21 protein-coding genes are annotated in these 21,969 nt (G+C 72.8%); 12 read left to right on the top strand and 9 right to left on the bottom strand.

Annotated features, from left to right (window positions below; all coding sequences use genetic code 11):
* Window positions 1-199: 199 nt before the first annotated feature.
* The 5 genes from I4I81_RS01980 to I4I81_RS01960 are packed head-to-tail and all read right to left on the bottom strand — an operon-like array spanning window position 200 to window position 7,492.
* Window positions 200-3,625, bottom strand: coding sequence for an indolepyruvate ferredoxin oxidoreductase family protein (locus I4I81_RS01980; RefSeq protein ID WP_218605163.1), 3,426 nt, complete (start codon window positions 3,623-3,625; stop codon window positions 200-202).
* 56 nt (window positions 3,626-3,681) lie between these two features.
* Window positions 3,682-4,536 (bottom strand): IclR family transcriptional regulator, encoded by an 855-nt coding sequence (locus tag I4I81_RS01975; RefSeq protein WP_225924458.1) that lies wholly within the window; start codon window positions 4,534-4,536, stop codon window positions 3,682-3,684.
* 51 nt (window positions 4,537-4,587) lie between these two features.
* Entirely contained in the window at window positions 4,588-5,640 is a 1,053-nt protein-coding gene (locus I4I81_RS01970; RefSeq protein ID WP_218605164.1) for a histidine phosphatase family protein, read from the bottom strand.
* Window positions 5,637-6,566 (bottom strand): catechol 2,3-dioxygenase, encoded by a 930-nt coding sequence (locus I4I81_RS01965; protein ID WP_218605165.1) that lies wholly within the window; start codon window positions 6,564-6,566, stop codon window positions 5,637-5,639. The genes I4I81_RS01970 and I4I81_RS01965 overlap by 4 nt, the downstream gene beginning before the upstream one ends.
* Complete coding sequence (locus tag I4I81_RS01960) at window positions 6,563-7,492, bottom strand: catechol 2,3-dioxygenase (protein ID WP_218615758.1); 930 nt, start codon at window positions 7,490-7,492, stop codon at window positions 6,563-6,565. The genes I4I81_RS01965 and I4I81_RS01960 overlap by 4 nt, the downstream gene beginning before the upstream one ends.
* 114 nt (window positions 7,493-7,606) lie before the next feature.
* On the opposite strand from I4I81_RS01960, the gene I4I81_RS01955 reads away from it, so the two are divergent.
* The 6 genes from I4I81_RS01955 (at window position 7,607) to I4I81_RS01930 (ending at window position 11,456) form a co-directional block, all read left to right on the top strand.
* Complete coding sequence (locus tag I4I81_RS01955; RefSeq protein WP_226363689.1) at window positions 7,607-8,305, top strand: hypothetical protein; 699 nt, start codon at window positions 7,607-7,609, stop codon at window positions 8,303-8,305.
* Window positions 8,306-8,429: 124 nt separating this feature from the next.
* Window positions 8,430-9,218: an IclR family transcriptional regulator gene (locus I4I81_RS01950; protein WP_218615757.1), complete on the top strand. Its 789-nt coding sequence runs from the start codon at window positions 8,430-8,432 to the stop codon at window positions 9,216-9,218.
* Between the two features lie 88 nt (window positions 9,219-9,306).
* Entirely contained in the window at window positions 9,307-10,089 is a 783-nt protein-coding gene (locus I4I81_RS01945; RefSeq protein ID WP_218602133.1) for a 2-keto-4-pentenoate hydratase, read from the top strand.
* Complete coding sequence (locus tag I4I81_RS01940) at window positions 10,086-10,826, top strand: 2-keto-4-pentenoate hydratase (RefSeq protein ID WP_218602134.1); 741 nt, start codon at window positions 10,086-10,088, stop codon at window positions 10,824-10,826. The genes I4I81_RS01945 and I4I81_RS01940 overlap by 4 nt, the downstream gene beginning before the upstream one ends.
* Window positions 10,720-11,103, top strand: coding sequence for a 2-hydroxymuconate tautomerase (gene thmT, locus I4I81_RS01935; RefSeq protein ID WP_218602135.1), 384 nt, complete (start codon window positions 10,720-10,722; stop codon window positions 11,101-11,103). Before I4I81_RS01940 ends, thmT begins: the two co-directional genes overlap by 107 nt.
* Window positions 11,100-11,456, top strand: coding sequence for a Rieske (2Fe-2S) protein (locus I4I81_RS01930; RefSeq protein ID WP_218602136.1), 357 nt, complete (start codon window positions 11,100-11,102; stop codon window positions 11,454-11,456). The genes thmT and I4I81_RS01930 overlap by 4 nt, the downstream gene beginning before the upstream one ends.
* A gap of 262 nt (window positions 11,457-11,718) precedes the next feature.
* Here I4I81_RS01930 and I4I81_RS01925 read toward each other — a convergent pair whose 3' ends face one another.
* A complete protein-coding gene (locus I4I81_RS01925) occupies window positions 11,719-11,946 on the bottom strand; it encodes a hypothetical protein (RefSeq protein WP_218602137.1) in 228 nt (75 codons plus the stop codon).
* A gap of 159 nt (window positions 11,947-12,105) precedes the next feature.
* On the opposite strand from I4I81_RS01925, the gene I4I81_RS01920 reads away from it, so the two are divergent.
* The gene (locus I4I81_RS01920; RefSeq protein ID WP_218602138.1) at window positions 12,106-13,575 is read left to right on the top strand and encodes a phosphatase PAP2 family protein; all 1,470 of its coding nucleotides are present in this window, start codon (window positions 12,106-12,108) and stop codon (window positions 13,573-13,575) included.
* A gap of 130 nt (window positions 13,576-13,705) precedes the next feature.
* Here the strand turns inward: I4I81_RS01920 and I4I81_RS01915 are convergent, their stop codons facing one another.
* Entirely contained in the window at window positions 13,706-14,983 is a 1,278-nt protein-coding gene (locus I4I81_RS01915; protein WP_218602139.1) for a Rieske 2Fe-2S domain-containing protein, read from the bottom strand.
* 72 nt (window positions 14,984-15,055) lie between these two features.
* Between I4I81_RS01915 and I4I81_RS01910 the strand changes: the two genes are divergently transcribed.
* Window positions 15,056-15,817: an IclR family transcriptional regulator gene (locus tag I4I81_RS01910; RefSeq protein WP_218602140.1), complete on the top strand. Its 762-nt coding sequence runs from the start codon at window positions 15,056-15,058 to the stop codon at window positions 15,815-15,817.
* A gap of 235 nt (window positions 15,818-16,052) precedes the next feature.
* Here I4I81_RS01910 and I4I81_RS01905 read toward each other — a convergent pair whose 3' ends face one another.
* Both I4I81_RS01905 and I4I81_RS01900 read right to left on the bottom strand, forming a co-directional pair.
* Window positions 16,053-17,132 (bottom strand): PEP/pyruvate-binding domain-containing protein, encoded by a 1,080-nt coding sequence (locus I4I81_RS01905; protein WP_225924457.1) that lies wholly within the window; start codon window positions 17,130-17,132, stop codon window positions 16,053-16,055.
* A 14-nt stretch (window positions 17,133-17,146) separates the two neighbouring features.
* The gene (locus tag I4I81_RS01900; RefSeq protein WP_218602142.1) at window positions 17,147-18,895 is read right to left on the bottom strand and encodes a PEP-utilizing enzyme; all 1,749 of its coding nucleotides are present in this window, start codon (window positions 18,893-18,895) and stop codon (window positions 17,147-17,149) included.
* 169 nt (window positions 18,896-19,064) lie between these two features.
* Between I4I81_RS01900 and I4I81_RS01895 the strand changes: the two genes are divergently transcribed.
* The 4 genes from I4I81_RS01895 (at window position 19,065) to I4I81_RS01880 (ending at window position 21,925) form a co-directional block, all read left to right on the top strand.
* On the top strand, window positions 19,065-20,303 hold the full coding sequence (locus tag I4I81_RS01895; protein ID WP_218602143.1) for an aromatic ring-hydroxylating dioxygenase subunit alpha: 1,239 nt from the start codon (window positions 19,065-19,067) through the stop codon (window positions 20,301-20,303).
* Entirely contained in the window at window positions 20,300-20,464 is a 165-nt protein-coding gene (locus tag I4I81_RS01890) for a hypothetical protein (RefSeq protein ID WP_226363688.1), read from the top strand. Before I4I81_RS01895 ends, I4I81_RS01890 begins: the two co-directional genes overlap by 4 nt.
* Complete coding sequence (locus tag I4I81_RS01885) at window positions 20,464-21,117, top strand: HAD family hydrolase (protein WP_218602145.1); 654 nt, start codon at window positions 20,464-20,466, stop codon at window positions 21,115-21,117. Before I4I81_RS01890 ends, I4I81_RS01885 begins: the two co-directional genes overlap by 1 nt.
* Window positions 21,118-21,199: 82 nt before the next feature.
* Complete coding sequence (locus tag I4I81_RS01880) at window positions 21,200-21,925, top strand: SDR family oxidoreductase (RefSeq protein WP_218602146.1); 726 nt, start codon at window positions 21,200-21,202, stop codon at window positions 21,923-21,925.
* The last annotated feature ends 44 nt before the right edge of the window (window positions 21,926-21,969 follow it).

Raw genomic sequence — 21,969 nt, 5'->3', positions numbered from 1 at the left:
GCCGCGTGAACGCCCACCCGTTCACCGCAGGGCCGGAGCCCGTCCCCCGCCCACACCCCGCCACGGCACGGACGAGCGGGTCGGGACGTACCGGTACCGGCGAACGGAGCAGTCACCTGCCGCGCCCACCCGCGGCGGGCGGACCCGGGCCGGTGACCGGGTGCACGGCCCGGTGCGCGTCAACCCCCGGCCGCGGACGTCACAGCCCGAGTTCGGCGATCCGCGTCCGGTACCGCTCGACGTTCGAGAGCTTGACGCCCTCGTACCCGCGCACCAGGTCGGCCGCCTGCGCCGCGGCGACGGCCGTGGCGTGGTTCTCCGCCGTGAGCCCGGCCGCGAGGGCCCGGACCATGGACCGGTAGCCGTCGCGCAGCTCCCGCTCCAGACGCCGGATCTCCGTGCGGCCGAACGGGTCGAGCGGGGTGCCGCGCAGGACCTTGCCGCGGGCCAGGTTGGCCAGCACCGGGCGCATCCACGGCCCGAACGCGATCTTCTTCTGCCGCCCCATCGACTTGAGCACCGGAGGGTGCAGCCGGTAGCGCCGCTTCGCCCCGCCCGGGACCTCCGCCGCCAGGGTCGCCTCGAACGCGGGGTCGGTGAGCAGCCGAGCGACCTCGTACTCGTCCTTGTAGGCGGTGAGCTTGTGCAGCCCGTGCGCGACGGCCTCGCTGAACGAGGTGTCGTCGCCGAGCGCGCGCTCGGCCCGCCAGGCCGTCGTCACGTCGGCGACGTAGGCCCGCGCCGTGCGGACGCCCTGATAGCCGACGAGCTGCGCCGCCCGGATCCCCGCGAGGCGACGGGTCTCCCCCGCCAGCTCGCCGAGGTCGTCGAAGACGGCCGGGGCGGGAGCGGCGACGGACCCGGTGGCCGACGCGAAGGCCACCGGATCGGCGACGGCCACACGGCCCCAGCGGAACGCGGCCGTGTTGACCGCGACCGCGACGCCGTTGAGCTCGATCGCCCACTCGATCGCCTCGGCCGTGAGCGGCAGCGCGCCGGACTGGTACGCCGCGCCCACGACGAGCAGGTTGGCCGGCATCGCGTCGCCGAACAGGGCGTTCGCGGCGGCCTGGGCGTCGAGCGGAACGACCGCGCGGGTCGTGCCGGCGATCCGGGCCACCAGCGCGTCGACGTCCGGCGCCGACACCGACGCGTCGCGGACCATCGCCCCGGTCGGCACCGCGCTGGTGGAGACGACGGCGAGCGTCTGCTCGGCGGAGGCGTAGGAGAGGTAGCGGGCGTCGGCACCGACGAGGGCGTCGAAGGCGAGGTAGCAGCGGGCCGTGCCCACCCCGACGCGGTTGGCCGGGCCGAGCGCGGCGGCGTCGGCGGCGATCCGCAGGTGCGAGGTGACCGGGCCGGCCTTCTGCGAGAGACCGGTCTGGTCGACGCCGTGCACCGCGCGCCCGTCGCGGACGGCGGCGGAGCCGAGCACCTGGTTGACGGTCACGATCCCGGTGCCCCCGATGCCCGCGAGGAACACGTCACCGGACGCCGGACCGGTCACGTCGGGGACGGCCGGGGGCTCGCGGCGCTCTGGACGCGCCGTGGAGGCCCCCTCGGGCAGCTCGACCGTCACGAACGACGGGCAGTCGCCGTCGAGGCAGGAGTAGTCGGTGTTGCAGGAGGTCTGGTCGATGCGGGTCTTGCGCCCGTACTCCGTGTCGGTGGGCTGCACCGAGAGGCAGTTGCTCTTGACGCCGCAGTCGCCGCAGCCCTCGCAGACCGCCTCGTTGATGACGACGCGGGTCGGCCGGATCGCCAGCGTGCCGCGCTTGCGCAGCCGCCGGGACTCCGCGGCGCAGCGCTGGTCGTAGACGAGCACCGACACGCCCGACACGGAGGCGAGAGCCGCCTGGGCCTCGTCGAACCGGTCGCGGTGCCACAGGTCGACACCGGCCGGCAGCGCGGCGAGATCGCGGTACCGGGACGGCTCGTCGGCGCACACGATGATCTTCGAGACGCCCTCGGCCAGGAGCTTCGCGGCGAGTGCGGGCACCTCCAGGCCACCCTCGGCGTCCTGGCCGCCGGTCATCGCGACCGCGCGGTTGTAGAGGAGCTTGTAGGTGATCGACACCCCGGCCGCGACACACGCCTGCACCGCGAGCTGCCCGGAGTGGGCGAACGTGCCGTCGCCCATGTTCTGGTACATGTGCGTGGCGTCGGTGAACGGCGACTGGCCGATCCACTGCGCGCCCTCGCCGCCCATCTGTGTGATCGACGTGACCTCGCTCGACGGCCGGTGCGTCAGCGCCACCATCGCGTGGCAGCCGATCCCGCCCCCCGCGACCGCGCCCTCGGGCATCACGGTGGAGCGGTTGTGCGGGCAGCCGGAGCAGAAGTACGGCGTGCGCGCGACGGGCAGCAGCTCGAGCTTCGGGGGCTCGCGGCGCTCGGGGGCCAGCTCGACGCGCCCACCCAGGACGCGGCGCAGCGGCCCGACCAGCGCGCCCGCCGTCAGCTCCCCCGCCTCCGGGACGAGCGGGCGGCCCTCGGCGTCGGCCGACCCGAGGACGGCCGGGGCGTCGGGCGTCCCGTAGAGGACGTCGCGCACCGCCGACTCGACGAACGAGCTCTTCTCCTCCACCACGAGGACCGTGTCGAGGCCGCGCGCGAAGTCGCGCAGCAGGCCCTTCTCCATCGGGTGGACCATTCCCAGGCGCAGCAGGGAGATGCCCGCGCGGCGGCAGCCGTCGTCGTCGAGTCCGAGGTCGGCCAGGGCCTGCCGGACGTCGGTGAACGCCTTGCCGGCCGCGACGATCCCGATCCGCGCATCCGGCGCCGCCAGCTCGACCACGTTGATCGGGTTCGCCGCCAGGAACGCGCGCAGCATCGCCCAGCGTGGCCCGTACATCTGCGCCTCGGCCTCCAGCGACGCGGGCGGGGCGAGCATCGGGATCTGCCGGTACTCCCACGGCCGGCCCTCCCACTCCAGCTCGGGCACGGTGATGTCGACGTCGCCGCAGGACCCGTCGACGGTGAAGATGCCGTCGGCGACGTCGGCGGTGATCTTCATGCCGACCCACATGCCCGACGCCCGCGACATCGCGACGCCGTAGCGGCCCAGCCGCACGACCTCCTCGGCCGTACCGGGGTACAGCACCGGCAGGCCGAACCCGGCGAGCGTGCGCTCGCTGATGCACGGGATCGTCGAGGACTTGCAGCTCGGGTCGTCACCGGCGAGCACCAGCACGCCGCCCCGGGGGTGCGCGCCGCACATGTTGCCGTGCCGGAACGGGTCCCCCGCCCGGTCGACGCCGGGGGCCTTGCCGTACCAGACGCCGACGGCCCCGTCGACGGTCCGCGCATGGCCGGGCACCTCCACCTGGCTGCCCCAGACGGCCGTGGCCGCGAGCTCCTCGTTGATCCCCGGCACGAGCGTGAGCCCGGCGTTCTCCTTCAGCTCGGCCGCCTTGGCCAGCGTCTGGTCGAGCCCGCCGAGCGGGCTGCCCTGGTACCCGGAGACGAACGACGCGGTGCGCAGGCCCGCCGCGGCGTCGGCGGCGTGCTGCTCCACGAGCATCCGCGCGATCGCCTGCACCCCGGTCAGCAGGACGGGCCCGGCACCGGCGCGATAGCGCGAGGCGAGCTCGAAGTCGACGGGTCGGGAGTCCTGCAGCGTCATGGTGTTCCTCTCGTCGTGCGCGGAAAGGGGCCGGGGCCGAGGTTTCCGCGCACGGCCTACTCCTGGGACCGCTCCAGCGCCGCGGACACCGACGCCGCAGCCCTGCGGACACTCTGCACGACCGCGACCTTCCGCGCTCCGAGCACGCGCGAGGTCCCGCCGACCACGGAGATGGCCGCGACCGCGACCGTCCGCTCGCCGCGGCGCAGCACGATCGGCGCCGCGACCGACGACATGCCCATCGTGTGCTCCTCGCGGGAGGCCGCGAAGCCGTCGATGTGGACCTGGCGCAGGACCTGCCGGTACCGGTTCGGGTCGACGATCGTGAACGGCGTACGCCGCACGAACCCGCGCTCCAGGATCGCCCGCGCCATCGACGGGTTGTACGCCGCGATCGCCTTCGCCGAGCTGGACGAGTGGCCCGGCCCGCGGCGGTAGAGCTCGGTGTGGAACATCGTGCCCGCGCCGCTGTGCTCCAACCGGTCGACGAACAGCACGTCGGCGCCGACGGGCACGGCGAGCTGCGCGGTCTCCCGCAGCACCTCGCGCAGCTCGCCGAGCACCGGCAGCGCCAGCTCACGCAGCATCAGCCGGTCGACGGCGAGCTGCCCGATCTCGAACAGCCGCAGGCCCAGCCGGTAGCGGCCGCTGCGCGAGCGCTCCAGCATCCCCGACGCCGCCAGCGCGGACAGCATCCGCGACGCCGTGCTCTTCGCGACGCCCAGCTCGGCGGCCACACGGGTGGCGCCGAGCTCGGGCTCCCGCTCGAAGCAGCCGAGCACGGCCATCGCGATGGAGACCGAGCGCAGCGGGCCGTCGCCGACGGCCTCGGTGTCGGGCTCCAGCACCGGGACGTCGGGCGCGAGCAGGGCCGGGTCCAGGATCGCCTCGTCGCGATCCATGATCGTCATGGGCTCAGGACTCCCCGACAGTCATGATTCCCACTGTCACGACTCCCACTGTCACGACTCCCACTGCGGGAACTCGTCCGGCGGCGGCACGTTCACCTCGGTGACCCGGTTGCGGTAGGACACGAACGCGGTCTTGCCGCCCTCCCGCAGCTTCACCCGGATCTCCTCGGTGTTGAGCGGCTCGCCGGGGTCGTAGCCGTGCGCCCAGGTGGCGAACGCGCGCATCGGGCCGGAGTGGGTCGCGGCGAGGATCCGCTGGTCGCCCGGATTCTCGGCGATGAGCCGGTGGAACCCGCGCCAGAACCGGCGCACGCACAGCGCGGGCGGCTCGAAGTACATCAGCGGGATCGTCAGCCAGGTCTGGATCGGGTCGCCGCCGCCGAGCTGCACCCGGTAGAACCGGTCGATCTCGACGAGCCAGCGCGGCCGGTCGCCCGCGGCCATCCGCTCCAGCTTCTCCATCGTCGACTGGTACTGCCGGAACGCCGACGTGACGTCGCGCAGGCCGTCCGGGGTCCAGACGCCGAAGTTGCGCAGCTCGGGGATCGGCGTGGGCTCGGTGAGGGTGATCTCCTTGCCCCACATCGCCATGCCGTCCTGCGCCCCGTTGTAGAGCTGGATCGCGGTCTGCCGGGCGCGGTTGGTGTCGGCGTGCACCAGGCGCACCGTGTCGCCGGAGTCCCAGCGCCGGGCCAGCTCGTGGCCGCGGCGGTGGGCCTGCCAGCCGCCCATCGGCGTCAGGCCGGCGTCGGTGGAGTACCCCTGCGTGATGCCGTGGCGGATGATCGAGATCTCGCAGACGAACTTCTCGCTCGCCCGCCGCTCCGGCGGCGCCGCGATCTCCTTGCCGCGGGTGGCCTCGGCCAGCGCGGGGGTGAACGTCGCACCCTCGAACTCGACGGACGGCGCGGGCGGGGCCGCGGTGGCCCCGCGCTCTCGGAACCGGCGCAGGTAGAGCGGGGTGTCGTCGACGGTGGTGGAACCGTTGCCCGCCCCGTTGCCGTTGCGGGCGCCGTTCGCCGCCGGCGTCGCGTTCTGCCGGTCGCGGTACTTGGCGAGGTAGTTGGGCGCCTCGTACCGGTCGAGCCTGCGGGGGTCGGTCATGAGTGCACCGTGAAGAACCGCTCGTTGACCTGGCGGTGGTAGTAGAAGATGGCGCGTCCCATCTCTTCCTCCGTCCACGTGATCGGCTCGAAGTCGGGGTCGACCCAGTAGCCGCCGGTGAACAGCTCGTTGCGGTTGCCGACGGGGTCGAAGAAGTAGGTGGTGTAGCCGCGCGTGACGCCGTGGCGCGTGGGGGCCACGTCGATGTCGACACCGTGGTAGGCGAGTGTGTCGGCGGCGTCGCGGATGGCGTTCCACTCGTCGACCCAGAACGCGAAGTGGTGCAGCGCCCCGTTCGGGCCGGTGATCACCGCGATGTCGTGCGGGGTGTGGCTGCGCTCCAGGAACGCCGCCAACTGGTGCCCGTCGTTGGCCACGATCTGCTCGGTGAGCCGGAACTCCAGCACGTCGATGAAGAACGCGGAGAACGCCTCGACGTCCTCGGCCATGACGAACACGTGGTCCAGCCGCGGCGGCGCGATCCCGACCATGTTCTCCGGGCGGGGCGGCGGGTTCGTCCGCGGCAGCATGTTGCCGAGGCGCTCCATGCCGTGCACCAGCTCGACGAGGTGCCCCGACGGGCTCTCGAAGCGGATCGCCTCGCCCCAGCCCGGGCCCAGTTCGCGGGCGGCGTAGCGCTTCACCGGCACGCTGACGGCCTGCAGCTTGTCGGTGAAGTAGTCGAGGTCGCCCTGTTCCGCGACCTTGAACGACATGTGGTCGAGACCGTAGGTCGGGGCCTGGCGCAGGACGACCGAGTGGTGCTCGTGCTCGTCCCAGCACTTGAGGAACACCCGGTCGACGCCGTCCTTGACGTCGCGCGCGGTCTCGATGAGGCCGAGCACCTCGGTGTAGTAGGCGGTGCACAGCTCGAGATCGGGGACCCGGATCTCGACGTGCTGGAGGCGAAGGATCCGATCGCTCATGTGTGCATCCTCAGGAAGCGCTGGCTGATGAGGTTCTCGTAGTAGAAGAGGCCCTTCCCGAACTCCTGCTCGGTCCAGGTGATGATCTCCTGGTCGGGATCGACCCAGTACCCGCCGGTGAACACCTCGTTGCGGATGCCCAGCGGGTCGAAGAAGTAGATGGTGTTGCCCCGCGTGACGCCGTGCCGCGTGGGGCCCTGGTCGATCTGCACGCCGTTGTAGGCGAGCGTGTCGGCGGCCTTGCGGATGTGGTCCCAGTCGTCGAGCCAGTACGCCCAGTGGTGCAGTGCGCCGTTCGGGCCGTTGACGATCGCGATGTCGTGCGGCGAGTTCGTGCGTCCGGCGAGCCAGACGCCGAGCTGGTGACCGTTGCCGTCGAGCACCTGCTCGGTGAGGCGCAGGCCCAGGACCTCCTGGAAGAAGCGCGCGGACTCCCCCACCTCCTCGGCGTTGACCAGCATGTGGTCCATCCGGGGTGGGGCGATGCCGGGCAGGTCCGGCGGCGGCACCGGGGGCGGGTTGTGCTTGCCGAGCATGTTGCCGGTCTTCTCGACGTCCCAGACCAGTTCCATGATCTGGCCCGAGGGCACCTCGAACCGGATCGACTCGCCCTGCCCGACCGCCTCCCCCTTGGAGACGCGCGAGACCTGGCAGCCGTAGTTCGCGAGCTTCTTCTCGAAGTCGTGGAGGTCGTCCTCGGCCTCGACGCGGAAGGTGAACGAGTCCATCCCGGTGCGCGGGTTGTAGCGCATGCGCAACGAGTGGTGGTCCTCCTCGTCCCAGCACTTGAAGTACACGGTGTCGCCCAGCTCGGGGTCGACACTGCGCTGGACCTGCTGCAGGCCCATGACCTCGGTGTAGTAGGCGGTGGCGAGATCGAGGTCCGGCGTACGGACGTCGATGTGGGCGAGGCGGAGGATGCCCATGCTGTGTGCTCCCTGTGTCCGGCGAGCTCCCGGTTCCCTTGACGCCCCGACGCTAGCCCGAATAGCGTTCCGCAAGGAAGACAGTGCGTTCCGCATATCAGAACGGAGGCGGTCGTGACGGATCCCCTGGACATGCGCTCGGCCGTGGCCGAGTACGTCACGGCGCTGCACCGCGCGTACCTGGCGCAGGCCGACACGTTCGCGCCCGCCGTGCGGGGGCGGATGCCGCTGTTCGGGTCCGGGCCGCTGACCGTCGCCGCCGTCGGGGCCCGCAACCTGCACCTGATCGCCACCCGCGAGGCGTTGGGCCCGCTGCGCGGCCAGGAGGTGTCCCTGCCCGGTGAGCTCCCGGGCCTCGACTGGTCGCTGCGCTTCTACGACCCCGTCGTCGTGCCGTCGCTCGGGCTCGTCGACGAGCGGGAGGAGCCGGCGTACGCCGAGGTCAAGCACGCTCTCGGACTGACGACCGTCGTCTACCACGTGGTGGCCCAGCCCGGTTCCGGGCTCACCGGGCACCACGCCGGGCACGTCGGCTCCGGGCTCGCCGCGCAGCACTCGTCGGCGGCACGGGACTTCGAGGCCATCCGGGCGCGGGTGCGCGGCCGGGAGGGCCTCGTCGACGAGCTGGTGGGTGCCGCGTCCGCGGGCCTGCCCCGCGCCCAGGCACTGCTCGCGAAGGCCATCGCCCCGCACAACGCCGGGGTCGCGGCGGCGGCCGACGCCGCCCGGCCCGACCCGGACGCGATCCGCAGGGCACTCCTGGAGTCGGTCGGCGGTCGCAAGGACTGGACCCCGAAGGCCCCTCCCACATGACCCCGTTCCTCCCACCCCCGCGAGTTTGCCGATCACGTACGGAGTCTTGGCCGTTCGTGCTCGCGGCGGCGTACGTCATCGGCCAACTCGGCGGGCACCGGGGGAAAACTCGCGGGGTGGGGCGGTGACCGACGCGACCCTGTCCACCGTCCGCAACGCCGCCCGGCTGCTCAAGGCGTTCCTGAGCCGGGAGGAGTCGATCGGGGTCTCCGAGCTGGCGCGCCGGCTCGACCTCGGCAAGTCCAACGTCCACCGCCTGCTCACCACGCTCCTCGCCGAGGGCCTCGTCGAGCAGGACCCCCGCACCGGCGGCTACCGGCTCGGCATCGTCATGTTCGAGCTGGGCGAGGCGGTCAAGGTGCACCTCGACCTGCACGCCGCCGCCGGGCCCGTGCTCGCGCACCTGCGGGAACAGACCGGCGAGTCGTCGCAGATCGGGGTGCTCGACGGCGACGAGGTCGTCTACGTCGACCGGCTGGAGAGCGCGCATTCGCTGCGCCTGTTCACCGAGACCGGACGGCGGGTGCCCGCGCACTGCACGTCCAGCGGCAAGGTGCTGCTGGCGCACTGCCCGGAGCCCGACCGCGAGGCCTTCCTGACCCGCCCGCTGACCCGCCTGACGGCCCACACGATCGTCGAGCCGGACGCGCTGCGCGGCGAGCTCGCGACCGTGCGCGCGCGGGGCTGGGCGGAGGCGGTCAACGAGCGCGAGATCGGCGTCGCCAGCATCGCCGCCCCGATCCACGACATCCACGGCGACGTCGTGGCCGCGATCAGCATCGGCGCCCCCGTGGCCCGCTTCGGCGCGGTGCCCCGGCGGCGCTTCGCGCGGGCACTGGTGGAAGCCGGGGAAGCGGTGAGCCGGCGGCTCGGCTGGAACCCCGAGCTCACGACGAGAGGTCGGGAGGCGTGAGGCGTTCCGGTGGGCGGAACGCGCCCCGTGACCCGCCGACCGCATCCCGACACGATCAGATCCGGACACCGACGACTGGGAGCACCACATGCCCGTGACCGACGCACCGGCGAAGGCCCGGGCGCTCTACGACGCCCGCCGCACCCGCGTACCCATCCCGCCCTTCACCGACGAGGACCCGACCCTCGGGATGGCCGACGGCTACGCGGTGCAGCGCGAGCTGATCGAGCTGCTGCTCGCCGACGGCGACCGGATCATCGGCCACAAGGTCGGCCTGACCAGCAAGCCGATGCAGAAGATGGTGGGCGTCGACTCCCCCGACCACGGCCCCGTCCTCGCCTCCACGGTCTACCGCGACGGCGACACGATCCCGCTCGACCGCTTCATCGCGCCCAAGATCGAGGCCGAGATCGTGTTCGTGCTCGGCGAGCGGCTGCAGGGTCCGGGCGTGACGCTCACCCAGGCGCACGCGGCGATCGCGGGCGCCGTCGCGGCGATGGAGATCGTCGACTCCCGGATCGCCGACTGGCGGATCAAGCTGGCCGACACCGTCGCCGACCTCGCCTCCAACGGCGCCATGGCCACGTCGAGCCGGATCGTGCCGCTGGACGGCATCGACACCCGCCTGATCGGCATGACGCTCACCCGCAACGGCGAGCTGATCGACACCGGGGCCGGGGCGGCCGCGCTGGGCGACCCGGTCGCCGTCGTCGCCTGGCTGGCCAACGTGCTCGGCGAGAACGGCGTGGCACTGGAACCCGGCCACCTGATCATGACCGGTGCGCTGCACGCCGCCGTCCCGATGACCGCGGGCGACGTCTTCCGCGCCGAGTTCGACCGGCTCGGCCCGATCACCGTGAGGGTGGCATGAGCGACTACGCGATCCAGCTGCAGAAGGCGGTCGCCGACCGCACCGCCATCGACGCCCTCGACGTCCCCGACCTCCCCACCGCCTACGCCGTGCAGCGCGTCCTGCGCGACGCGGCCGGCCCGCTGGTGGGCTGGAAGCTCGGCGTCACCAGCCGCGCCAAGCAGGCGCAGGTCGGCGTGAGCAGCCCCGTCTACGGCTTCCTCGCCGGCGCGAACGCGCTCGACATCGGCGAGCCGCTCGAGACCTCCGAGCTGATCCAGCCGCGCTGCGAGCCGGAGATCGTGTTCGTGCTCGGCCGCGACCTCGCGGGCCCGCACGTCACCGCGGCCGACGTCATCGCGGCGTCGTCCGGGGTCGCCGTCGGCATCGAGGTGCTCGACTCCCGCTACCGCGACTACAAGTTCACGATGGCCGACGTCGTCGCCGACAACACCTCGGCCGGCCGGTTCGTCGTGGGCACGCCCGTGCCACCGGCGGGTATCGACCTGCGTCTGGTCGGCGTGGTGCTGGAGAAGAACGGCGAACTCGTCGCCACGGCGTCGGGTGCGGCGTCACTGGGCCACCCGGCCGCCGCGGTCGCCTGGATGGTGCGCACGATGGCCGCCGACGGTGAGGGCCTGCGCGCGGGTGATGTCGTGCTCTCCGGCGGGCTCACCGCGGCGGTCCCGGTCGCCCCCGGCGACGTCGTGGTCGCCTCGATCGACCGCCTCGGCACGCTGGAACTCGGCTGCCGCTGAACCCCCTCGTGCGCGGAGACCGTGGCTCCGGCCACCGTTTCCGCGCACGGGCCGACGAAGGAGGCCCAACCCCGTGCCACTGGTCCAGATCACCCTCGCGAAGGGCCGCACGCCCGAGCAGCTCGCCGCGCTCGGGGAAGCGGTGACGGCCGCCGTCCACGAGTCGATCGGCGCCCCCACGGAGAACGTGCGGGTCGTCGTCACCGAGTGCGAGCCGGACCTGTGGTTCGTCGGCGGGGAGTCGCTGTCGGCGCTGCGGGCGTCCGGCAAGCGGTGACGCTGGTCCCGCTCGGCGACGGGGACGGTCCGCGGATCGTCTCCGCGGCCGACGGGCGCCGCTTCGCGGTATTCCCCGTCGACGACGGGCTGCGCGTGACCGACGCGGTGTGCCCGCACAACGGGGGTCCGCTGGAGCAGGGCTGGCTGCGCGACGGCCGCGTGGTCGTCTGCCCCTGGCACTGGTACCGCTTCGACCTCGACACCGGCGAGTGCGAGACGGCCCCGCAGCACCGCCTCGGCACCTACCCGGTCGTCGTCCGCGACGGGATCGCCTGCGCCGACGTCGGCGAGCCCACGGTCGAGCTGTCCTGGGCGGAGCGGCTGCGCGCCCACTCCCGCGGGGAGAGCTGACCGCACCGTCCGCGGGCGGCTCGCTCCCGGCGTTCGGTTCCCGGCGTGGCGACCAGGAGGCCGGCAGGTTCCCCACCCGGCTGGGCCGCCCCGCGACCCGTGCGCTGGCCGCACACGGCCACACGAGCTGGGAGCGGCTCACCCGCGTCGCCCCCGCAGACCTGCTCGCGCTGCACGGCGTGGGACCGAAGGTGATCCGGATCCTCACCGAGGAGCCGGCGCGGCGGGGGCTCGCGTTCGCCGGGGCGTGCCCCGTGCGGGGTCACGCGGCGACGATGACCTCGTCGACCACCCCGTCCTGGTCGTGGTCGTAGTAGGCGGTGTCGTCGAGGCCGTCGGCGTTCGTGTCCTCGATGGCGAAGTCGAAGCAACCGTCGTAGTCGGTGTCGTAGGCGGAGCCCTCGGCGTACCCGTCTCCGTCGGCGTCGTAGGTGTAGGCGTCGATCCGGCCGTCGTGGTCGGCGTCGTAGATGTCGACGATGGCGCTCATGATGATCTCCCCTGCGTGTCGGCCGGCGGGTCCGGCCTGGTCATCAGGAAGGAGTCCGCCGGGGGCCGCCGGGTTACGGCGCATCCGGGATCTCTCCGGGATGAGCCGTTCGGCGCAGCACGGCGGGCGGCCTCGGATCGGTCGCGCCATCCTTTCCCGATGACCGATCCTCCTTCCACGATCGTCGCAGCGGACGACGTCCGAGCCGGCCGACGGTTCGTCGCCGACAGCGCGACGGGCCTGATCGCCGTCATCGGGGTCGGCCTGGGGCTGGCCGCGGTGCTGTGGTTCCTGGCCGGCCCACTCGTCGAGCTCGACGTGGCGGTGGCCCGCGCGGCCAACGATCTCGTCGCGCCGCGCCGATGGCTCGTGGCTGGCCTGACGGCGGTCACGACGCTGGGCGCCGACCTCACCGCCGCGCTGGTCCTGGGGACCCTCGTCGTCGCCCTGCTGGTCCGCCGGCGACGGGCGCTCGCGCTCTACGTCGTCGTCGCGGGGGCGGGCGGAGCGGTCCTCGCCCCGGCGATCAAGGGACTGGTCGGGCGGCTGCGGCCCGTGGTCGACGTGCCGGTCGCGATGGCGCCGGGGTCGAGCTTCCCCAGCGGGCACACCCTGACCGTCACGTACTGGGTCGGCATCGTGCTGTTCGTGGCGCTGCCCGCCGTCCCGCTGCGGGCACGCCGGGCCGTGGTCGCGGCGGCGGTCGCGGTCGTCGTGTCCGTCGGGCTGACCCGGGTCGGCCTCGGCGTCCACTACCTGACCGACGTCGTGGCCGGGTGGCTGCTCGGCACGGCCTGGCTCGCCCTCACCGCCGCCGCGTTCCGCGGAATGCTCGTTCCCGCGACCGGCCCGGGTCTCGACCCGCACGCCGCGGCCGACCTGCGGCCCGCGTCGGCGCACGATCCCCCGGAGCACCGGTGGGGCGTCGCCGCGCGGCTCCTCGTCGTGGCGGTGCTGCTGATCGGGGTGCTGCTGGGCATCGGGCAGCTGGTCACCACGGTCGCCGCGGGCACCCCGGTGGCGGCTGCCGACCTGGGGCTCGTCCGGGCCTTCGCGACCCTGCGCACCCCGCTGCTCGACGCGGTGTCGGTGCCCGCGGCGGAGCTGGGCAACACGCTGGTGGTCGTCGTGGGTGCCGCCGTCGCGGCCGTGCTCGCCGTGGCGGTGCTGCGGCGGTGGCGCCCGGCCGTGCTGCTCGTCGCGGCGGTGGCGGGCGAGACGCTGATGTTCATGGTCGTCGCGTCGGCCACCGGCCGCACCCGCCCGGCGGTCGAGCCGCTGGACGCGCAGCTCCCGCCGACGTCGAGCTTCCCGTCCGGGCACACCGCTGCCGCCGTGGCGCTCTACGGCGGGGTCGCGGTGCTCGTCCTCGGTGCGACGCGGGCGTGGTGGCGGTGGCTCGTCGTCGCGCTGGCCGTGGTGGTCGTGGTGCTGGTCGCCGCGGCCCGCCTGTACCGCGGCGCCCACCACCCCACCGACGTGCTCGGCAGCGTCCTGCTCACCGTGCCGTGGCTCTACGCCCTCGACCGGATACTGCCCGGCGCTCAGTGCTCCGGCTCGTGCCCCGTCGCCACGTCCCCGGTCGGGGTGATCTCCCCCGTCCAGCCGCAGCCGGTGCAGGAGCAGTAGAAGCGCCGCTCGTCGGCCTCCCAGAACTCGGTGGCCATGCCGAGTCCGACCGCGCACCCCGGGCAGAACCGGGGTGCGTCCCGGCGGTGCGCGGCCGCATCCGCCGCGAACCGCCGGTCGACGGGGGTGCTCATCCCTGCGCCGCGGCCTTCTCCGACGCGATCTTGTCGGCCGCCGAGATGTGGATCTTCTTGATGGCGTCGAGGACGGGCGAGAAGCGGGTGGAGCCCATGTCGCAGAAATCGAGCGCGAACTGCGCACCCCCGGCGTGGAACTTGTCCTTCTCGCACGGCAGGTCGATGCGCTCGTGCTTCTCCCGGATCGTGCCGAGCGGGTCGCCCCCGTTCGCGACGACGTCCATCTGCTCGCGGAACATCTTGCGCAGCATCGCCACGCCGATGTCGGAGCGGCCCAGGTGCTCGGTGGTGCGGTCGGTGATCGCGCCCTGCGTCACCCACGCCATCATGTCCTGGCCCTCGACGTAGTTGGTGACGTGGCGGCCGCCGGAGTCGAACACCGGCACCTGGTAGTCCGGGATCTGCGGCTGGTCGACGTGCTCGTACCCGTCGGGGCTGTGCACGGTGTAGAGGATGAACCGGGTGGTGGTGCGGTTGACCGGCACCCGGATCTGCATCTGGTGGATGCCGCCGCCGCCCACCCGCATGTTGTACGGGAAGACCAGCGGGTGGCCGACCTTCCAGTCGTCGTTCTCCTCGCTGGCACCCTTGAGCACGCGGCGCTTGATGATCCCCCACTCGAACGGCGTGAAGCCGATCTTCATGTGCTCCTTGCCGAACGACGCCGGCGCGGTGAAGCCCTCGTGCTTGCCGACGAACTCGAAGTAGCGCCCGTGCAGGAACTCCACGTGGTGCGGGTCGACCGCGTTCTCCATGATCTGCACGTAGTTGCAGGGGAGGTCGGCCCAGCCGATGTCGCGGAAGCCGTCCATCACGTAGGTGTCGAAGCGCGGCAGCTCGGGCGCGGGGTTCTCCGCGGAGTGCGGGCCGACGTAGGCCCAGACCAGCCCGCCCATCTCCTCGACCTTGCCGGCCTGCGCGCGCACCCGCTCCTGGAACTGGGTGTTGTCGCGCTCGGCGGGCTGCTCGGTGCACGCGCCGGTCGCGTCGAACACCCAGCCGTGGTAGGGACAGCGGATGCCGTCGGCCTCGACCACGCCGTAGGCCAACGACGCCTTCCGGTGCGGACACGCCTCCGGGACGATCCCGTAGCGGCCCGACGGGCTCTTCCACAGGGCGAAGAACTCGCCGAGGAGCTCCACCCGCTTGACGGGGAACTCCTCCAGCTCCCGGGTGAACGCCACGGGATACCAGTAGCGCCGCAGCACCTCCCCCATCGGCGTCCCGGCCTCGACCTGGGTCAGCTGCTCGTTCTGCTCGGCGGTCAGCATGGAATCTCCCCGTTGTGGTGGTACATCCGACGGTAGGTAGCGGGTCGCACCGGAACAAGGGATCCTTCCCGCATGGAGGGAAGGCCCAGCTGGGAGCTGACGTCGGTGCGCAACGCCGCCCGCCTGCTCAAGGAGTTCTCCCGCACCGACCGCGAGTTGGGCGTCTCCGAGCTCGCGCGACGCCTCGGCCTCGCGACGTCCACCGTGCACCGGCTGCTGGCGACGCTCGCCGCCGAGCGGCTCGTCGAGCGCGTGCCCGGGGGCTACCGGCTGGGTATCGCGCTGTTCGACCTCGGCGCCAGCGTCTCCCCGCACCTGGACCTGCACGAGGCCGCGATGCCCGTCATGGCCACCCTGCGCCACACGACGGGCGAGACCGTGCAGCTCGCCGTGCTCGACGGGATGGAGTCGGTCTACATCGACCGCCTCGAGAGCCCGCACACCGTCCGCATCTTCTCCCGCGTCGGCACCCGCCTCCCGGCGACGACGACGAGCACCGGCAAGACCCTGCTCGCCGCGCTCCCCGCCGCCGAGCTGGACCGGCGGCTCGCGCACTGGGTGCCGCGGCGGCACACGCCCTTCACGATCGTCGACGAGCCGACGCTGCGCACCCGGCTGCGCGAGGTCGCCGAGCGCGGGTGGGCGGAGAACCGGGAGGAGAGCCGCGTCGGTGTCGTGTCGGTGGGGGCGCCGGTGCGCGGCGCCGACGGGGACGTGATCGCGGCGCTGTCGGTCGCCGCCCCCACCGACCGCGCGGCCCCCGCGACACTGCACCGCATCCGGGTCGCGGTGGTCGACGCCGCGGCGGTGGTGAGCAGGCGCCTCGGCGGGTGATCGCGGGCGGGTCTCGCGCGGTGGGGGTGCAGCACCGCCAGGTGATCCACGGGAGGTCGACCGTCACCCCGGAGGCACGCCGGACCTGCTGCGCGGCCTCCCCGCGGTGGTACGTGCCGTCCGGCGGATTCGGCCCGCCCGACGGGCCCCGGAGGGCTCCGTCGGGCGGGTGCGGGTCGACCGGATCGGCGGGGTCGGGCCCCGGACCGGGTGAGGCCGGTCCAGGGCCGCAGCACTACCGCCCCGGGATGGGCTTCCCGCTGAACACGAACTTCTGCGCGAGCGCCACCGGGTCGTAGCCCGACGCCGTGGGCGCCGCCGCCGTGACCGTCACCGGCCGCGACTGCACGATGCACACCGGGTCGCCCGCCCGGCGGTGCCGGGAGATGACCCACTCGACGTCGACCGGGTAGCCGTAGTGCTCCTCGATCGACGTCACGGCCGCGGCGACGGCGGCGATCTGCTCGTCGTCGAGAACCTTGCGGTCGGCGAGCTTGGCCGGCATGTCGATCTCGGTGACGCGGCCGTCGGCGAAGTCGAACGCGGACACCACCGTCTTGTGCGCGACGTCGTACTTGAGGATGCGGCCGTCGGACTTGCCCACCTCGACGTGGTCGGGGTTGACCAGTCCCTGCACGATCGCCTCACCCCAGCCCCAGCTGGTCTCGATGACGATCCGGTCCGGCTTGCCGGTGACCGGGTGCACCGAGAACGCGACGCCGGACGCGCGGGCGTGGATCAGCTCGATCACGCCCACCGCGATCGGCATCGCGTGGTGGCTGATGTTCTTGCGCAACCGGTAGGACAGCGCCCGTCCGGTGAACAGCGAGCCCCAGCACTGGCGCACGGCGTCGAGGACCCGGGCGGCGCCCGCGACCCCGAGGTAGGTGTCGAAGATCCCCGCGAACGACGCGTCCGCGGCGTCCTCACCGGTGGCCGAGGACCGCACCGCCGTCGGCACGTTGACGTCGACGCAGCGCAGCGACAGCTCGTCGTAGGCGTCGGTGATCTCCGCGGCCAGCGCGTCGGACATCGGGGTGGACTCGAACAGCGCCCGGATCCTCGCCGACGCGTCCTCCACCGCCGCGTCGGCCGGATCCGTGCCCAGCCACTCGATCACCTCGTCGATCCGGGCGTCGAGTCCGGACTCGGCGCAGTGCCGCCGGTAGGCCTCGACCGTGACGGCGAAGCCCTGCGGCACCTCCACCCCGGCCAGGTGCAGCTCGGTGAGCCGCCCCATCTTCGATCCCGCCAGTGCGACCGCCTGCTCGGGATCGACCGCGTCGACCCAGACCACCGATGCGGTGTCCGCCATGACTACCCCCGCTGTCATGCGCCCGCCAGATCCGCCGCGCGCTTGAGGATGGTGACCCGGCCGTTGGTGCCGTCCACCTCGATCTCGTCTCCGTCCTTGATCGCCATGGTGGCGATGCCGATGGCCGTGACCGTCGGGATGCCGTACTCCCGCCCGACGATCGCGGCGTGGCTGAGCATGCCACCGCCGTCGCACGCCGCACCGGCGATCTTGCCGAAGGCCGCCGTCCAGCTCGGTGACGTCGACTCGCACACCAGGATCGAGCCCGGCTCCAACCGGTGCATGTCGTCGCTGCTCTGCAGGACGCGCGCGATGCCGGTGGCCACGCCCTTCGCGGCGGCGACGCCGGTCAGCACGGTCTCCTCGGCGGCGTTCGGGTTCTGCATCGCCCGGATCGACGACGGGTTCAGGCCGAAGATCTCGATGAGCACCGGGTCCTCGACGGTCTCCGGGATCGTGCCCAGCACCTTCGGCATCTCGCCGCGCTTCGCGCCCCAGTGGTCGAAGTACTGGCGACGGTCCTTGACCAGGTCCTTGAGACCGGGCTGGTACGCCCCGGCCTCGGCGACGGCCTGCAGCTCCGGCCAGAACAGGTAGAGCAGGTCGTCCTTGTGGTCGGCGTTCACGCGGGCGGCGAGCTCCTGGGAGATCTTCCGCAGCGGGATCATGACCTTGAGGTCGATGTAGTAGTTGTGGTCGTCCTGCCACCAGCTGAAGTTGGCGTCGAGGTTGGACTGCAGGCCGGCGTCGAACACGGCCTGCTCCTCCTTCGTCAGCCCGGAGCGCGCGGTGTCGATCGCGGCCTCGCGCTCGGCCAGCGCGTTGCGCGACGCCGCCTCGAAGTCGTGGTCCTCGTCCTTGAGCACGAAGCTCTTGATCATGTCGAGCGGGATCGTGTTGTCCTCGAGCCAGCTCGGGACGCCGACGTCGCAGGTGGCCTCCTGGCGGTGGCCGTAGACCTGCAGGAAGTCGTCGAAGTCGGTGAGCCACTGCGACGCCGAGCCGCCCTGGCCCGACAGCGCGGTGCGGATGGCGGTGCCCGAGTTGTCCTCGAACGCCGGCCGCAACCCGGCCGCCTTGGCCTTCTTCGCCAGGTCGGCGAGGCCCCGGTCGGTCTCCATGATCTTCGTGTCCTCGCCCTGGAGGAACTTGCCGATGTCGGCGGTGTTGATGCCCATCTCGGCGCAGGCCCCGTAGAAGCCGAGGAAGTTGACCAGCAGCGGGTACATCACGCCGAAGTGGATCTCCATCGACCGCTGGTGGTAGCGGCGGGCCTGGCCGAGCAGGCCGCCGAGGTCACCCGTCGGCACGGCGGCCAGGTCGATGCCCTGGAAGTAGTCCCAGGTGGCCTCGAGCTCGTCGCGGCCCTGCTCCCACGTCGACTGGTAGTTCTGCAGGAAGCGCGGGAGGTTGGTGCCGAGACGGTTGGCGCGCGCGCCGATCTCGCGGGGGTCGGACTCCGGGATCGCCGAGCCGTAGAGGTGGGTGCCGGCGAAGCGCGAGGTGACGCCGCGACCGGGGGGCAGCGGCAGGTTCTCCGCGGCGTGCTGGGTGCCCCAGCAGTAGCCGTCCTGGCCCCACGCGAACGCCGCGAGCGGGGTCATGCCGCGCGACCAGTGGAAGTCGAGGAACCAGAACTTGTCCTCGTCCTCCGGGGTGAACGGACCAGTGCCGTCGACGATGAAGGGGGCGGTGATGAACTCGGGCTTGAACCCGGGGTACCACTCACCCGTGTACGGCGCGACGGGGACGACGTTGGCCATGAAGTAACTCCGCTTCTCCGGGGTGGTTCCCGGGACCGTGTCAGTGGTCACATGCCGTCGGCAAGCGGGGCGTTCCCGCCTGCCGAACACGCGGCCCCGTCGACGGCGCGTTCGGCGGGCGCGAACCGCGCACTTCCCCTGGTCACGGGCCCGGCCTAGCGTCGCGCCCATGCTGAGCGCCGAGAAGAACGAGCGCCTGACGCGGGTCGGGCCGGGCACACCGATGGGTGAGCTGCTGCGCCGCTACTGGTGGCCGGTCGCCACGCACGACATGGCGACGCGGGTCCCGGTGAAGCGCCGCCTGCTCGGTGAGGACCTGGTGCTGTTCCGCGACGGGAGCGGCACCGTCGGCCTGCTCGCGGAGGCGTGCCCGCACCGCCGGGCCGCCCTGTGGCTGGGCTGCACCGAGGACGAGGGGCTGCGCTGCGGTTACCACGGCTGGCGCTTCTCGGCCTCCGGCGAGTGCCTGGAGCAGCCGGGCGAACCCGCGGACTCCACGTTCAAGAACCGGATCCGCGCCACGGCGTACCCGGTGCAGGAGCTGGGCGGGCTGGTCTTCGCCTACCTCGGCCCGCTGCCCGCGCCCGAGCTGCCGCGCTATGACCTCTTCGTCTGGGACGACGCGTGGCGCGACATCGGCCACGCCGAGCTCCCCTGCAACTTCGTGCAGATCATGGAGAACTCCGTCGACCCCTACCACGTGGAGTGGCTGCACGGCCGGTACGGGAACTTCCTGCGCGAGATCGGCGGGAAGCAGGCGCCGCTGCCGGTCGTGAGCAAGAAGCACGTGAAGGTGGCGTTCGAGGTCTTCGAGCACGGCATCCTCAAGCGCCGCGTGCTGGAGGGACACACCGAGGAGGACGAGGACTGGAAGGTCGGGCACCCGCTGGTGTTCCCGCACATGCTGCGCGTCGGTGCGGCGGGGCTGGCGACGTTCCAGATCCGGGTGCCGATCGACGACGAGAACACCTGGCACGTCTGGTACCAGACCTACCGTCCCGAGGGCGGGGCCCCGCCGCAGGAGTCCGTCCCGACCTACGAGATCCCGTTGTACGACGAGCGGGGCGAGTACCTGCGCGACTACGTCGACGGGCAGGACATCGTCGCCTGGATCACCCAGGGCCGGATCTCCGACCGGACCAAGGAGCACCTCGGCCGCTCGGACCTGGGGGTGATCCTGCTGCGCAAGCTCTACGCCGAGCAGATGGACGCCGTGGCGCGCGGGGAGGACCCGCTGTGCACCTACCGCGAGCCCCACGACGTCATCGACCTGCCGATGGAGAAGGACAAGTTCGGCTCGGCGATGGAGTTCCGGCAGCTCTGGACGCGGGAGAGCTCGGTGCGCTACTCCCCCATCAAGGACGAGGTGCTGGAGCTGTTCGGGGACCCGGTGCCCGCGTGGACGTGAGTTTCTGCCCCGGTTGCGGCAGCGCGCTCGGCGACGCCGCGTTCGTCCAGGAGTACTGGGTGGCCGCCGACCGGCACGTCGTGTGCTGGTGCCCGTCCTGTGCGCTGCTGTGCACGGTCGTGCTCGCGGCCGCGCTGGTGGGCACGGAGCCCGAGCACTGATGCGTGCGCTCCTGCTCGACCTGGGCGGCACCGTCTTCCGCTCGGGCAACGAGATGCTCGCCCTGCTCGGCGAGGCCGAACCCGCCACGGCAGCGGTCGTCGCGCGGCGCGGGCCGCTCGGCACGGAACCGGACCCGTCGTGGGACGCCATGATCCGCCGGGAGATCACCGAGCGGGAGTACTGGGCGCTGCGCTCCGACGAGGTGGGCGCGGCACTGGGCCGGGAGTGGCCGATCCAGGAGTTCATGCACACCCTCTACGCGCTGGTCGGCGACGACATCATCCGGCCCGCCGCCGCCGAGCTGATCGCCGACGCCCGCGCGGCCGGGCACCGGATCGGCGTGCTGACCAACGACCTGCGCGCGTTCCACGGCGAGACGGCGATGGCGTCGCACCCGGTGCTCGCCCAGGTCGACGCGCTGGTGGACGCGTCGGTCACCGGCATCCTCAAGCCCGACCCCCGCGCCTACGCCCTCGCCGCGGCGGAGCTGGGCACGGCGCCGGGTGACATCGTGTTCGTCGACGACATGCCGTGGAACGTCACCGGCGCCCGCGCGGCGGGCATGATCGCGGTGGAGCTGGACCTGACCGACCCGGACGCCGCCTTCGCGGTGGCGCGCCGGGAACTGAACCTGGACGCGGAGGCGGCATGAGCCCCACTCGGAGTCGCAGCATGGCCACCTTCACGCCGTCTGCGTGCGTGAAGGTGGCCGTGCTGCAATCGGGGGGCGGGGCGTGAGCGCCGGGGTCGCCGTCGTCGTCGGGGCCTCCGGGGCACTCGGCGGCGCGATCGCCCAGCGACTGCGCGGCGAGGGGCTCACCGTCGTCGCGGTGGCCCGGACGGCGGGGCCCGGGATCTGCGCGGCCGACATCGGGTCCGACTCCGCGGTCGACGCCGTCGCCGCCGCGCTCGGCGAGGTCGAGGGTCCGGTGCGGATGGTCGTGCAGGCCGCGGGGCTCCCTGCGGCCGGGCCGCTGGAGACGATCTCGCCCGACGCGCTCGGGCACGCCGTCGCCCTCAAGTGCGGCGGGCTGCTGCGCCTGGTCCGGGCCGTCGACGACCGGTTGGAGCGCGGGTCGCGGATCGTCGCGCTCGGCGGGCACTACGGGATCGAGCCCGCCCCCTACGCGTGCGCGGCAGGCGTCACGAACGCGGCGCTGGCCAACCTGGTGCGCCAGCTCGCGATCTCCTACGGCCCGCGCGGGGTCACCGCGCACCTCGTGGCCCCCGGACCCGCCGACACCCCGCGGCTGCGCGGGCTCTCCGAGCAGGCGGCGCAACGCCGCGGCGTGCCGGTGGAGCAGGTGCTGGCCGAGCGGGCCGCGGAGTCGCCGCTGGGCCGGCTCGTCACGCCCGGCGAGGTGTCGTGGGCCGTCGCGACGCTGCTCGCCCCCGAGGCCGACGCCCTGCACGGCTCGACCCTGGGTCTCGACATGGGGGCCCGCCGCGGCGTGTTCTGACGTATCACCCGGGCGGGTGGGGGCCTCGACGTGACATCTGGTCC

Source organism: Pseudonocardia abyssalis, assembly GCF_019263705.2.
Classification (GTDB): Bacteria; Actinomycetota; Actinomycetes; order Mycobacteriales; family Pseudonocardiaceae; genus Pseudonocardia; species Pseudonocardia abyssalis.
This window is presented reverse-complemented; position numbering and strand designations above follow the sequence as displayed.

Excerpts from the sequence above, each read along its gene's own strand:
- I4I81_RS01980 (WP_218605163.1), bottom strand. The coding sequence starts at position 3,625 with ATGACGCTGCAGGACTCCCGACCCGTCGACTTCGAGCTCGCCTCGCGC.
- I4I81_RS01975 (WP_225924458.1), bottom strand. The coding sequence starts at position 4,536 with ATGACGATCATGGATCGCGACGAGGCGATCCTGGACCCGGCCCTGCTC.
- I4I81_RS01970 (WP_218605164.1), bottom strand. The coding sequence starts at position 5,640 with ATGACCGACCCCCGCAGGCTCGACCGGTACGAGGCGCCCAACTACCTC.
- I4I81_RS01965 (WP_218605165.1), bottom strand. The coding sequence starts at position 6,566 with ATGAGCGATCGGATCCTTCGCCTCCAGCACGTCGAGATCCGGGTCCCC.
- I4I81_RS01960 (WP_218615758.1), bottom strand. The coding sequence starts at position 7,492 with ATGGGCATCCTCCGCCTCGCCCACATCGACGTCCGTACGCCGGACCTC.
- I4I81_RS01945 (WP_218602133.1), top strand. The coding sequence starts at position 9,307 with ATGCCCGTGACCGACGCACCGGCGAAGGCCCGGGCGCTCTACGACGCC.
- I4I81_RS01940 (WP_218602134.1), top strand. The coding sequence starts at position 10,086 with ATGAGCGACTACGCGATCCAGCTGCAGAAGGCGGTCGCCGACCGCACC.
- thmT (WP_218602135.1), top strand. The coding sequence starts at position 10,720 with ATGTCGTGCTCTCCGGCGGGCTCACCGCGGCGGTCCCGGTCGCCCCCG.
- I4I81_RS01925 (WP_218602137.1), bottom strand. The coding sequence starts at position 11,946 with ATGAGCGCCATCGTCGACATCTACGACGCCGACCACGACGGCCGGATC.
- I4I81_RS01920 (WP_218602138.1), top strand. The coding sequence starts at position 12,106 with ATGACCGATCCTCCTTCCACGATCGTCGCAGCGGACGACGTCCGAGCC.
- I4I81_RS01915 (WP_218602139.1), bottom strand. The coding sequence starts at position 14,983 with ATGCTGACCGCCGAGCAGAACGAGCAGCTGACCCAGGTCGAGGCCGGG.
- I4I81_RS01910 (WP_218602140.1), top strand. The coding sequence starts at position 15,056 with ATGGAGGGAAGGCCCAGCTGGGAGCTGACGTCGGTGCGCAACGCCGCC.
- I4I81_RS01905 (WP_225924457.1), bottom strand. The coding sequence starts at position 17,132 with ATGGCGGACACCGCATCGGTGGTCTGGGTCGACGCGGTCGATCCCGAG.
- I4I81_RS01900 (WP_218602142.1), bottom strand. The coding sequence starts at position 18,895 with ATGGCCAACGTCGTCCCCGTCGCGCCGTACACGGGTGAGTGGTACCCC.
- I4I81_RS01895 (WP_218602143.1), top strand. The coding sequence starts at position 19,065 with ATGCTGAGCGCCGAGAAGAACGAGCGCCTGACGCGGGTCGGGCCGGGC.
- I4I81_RS01885 (WP_218602145.1), top strand. The coding sequence starts at position 20,464 with ATGCGTGCGCTCCTGCTCGACCTGGGCGGCACCGTCTTCCGCTCGGGC.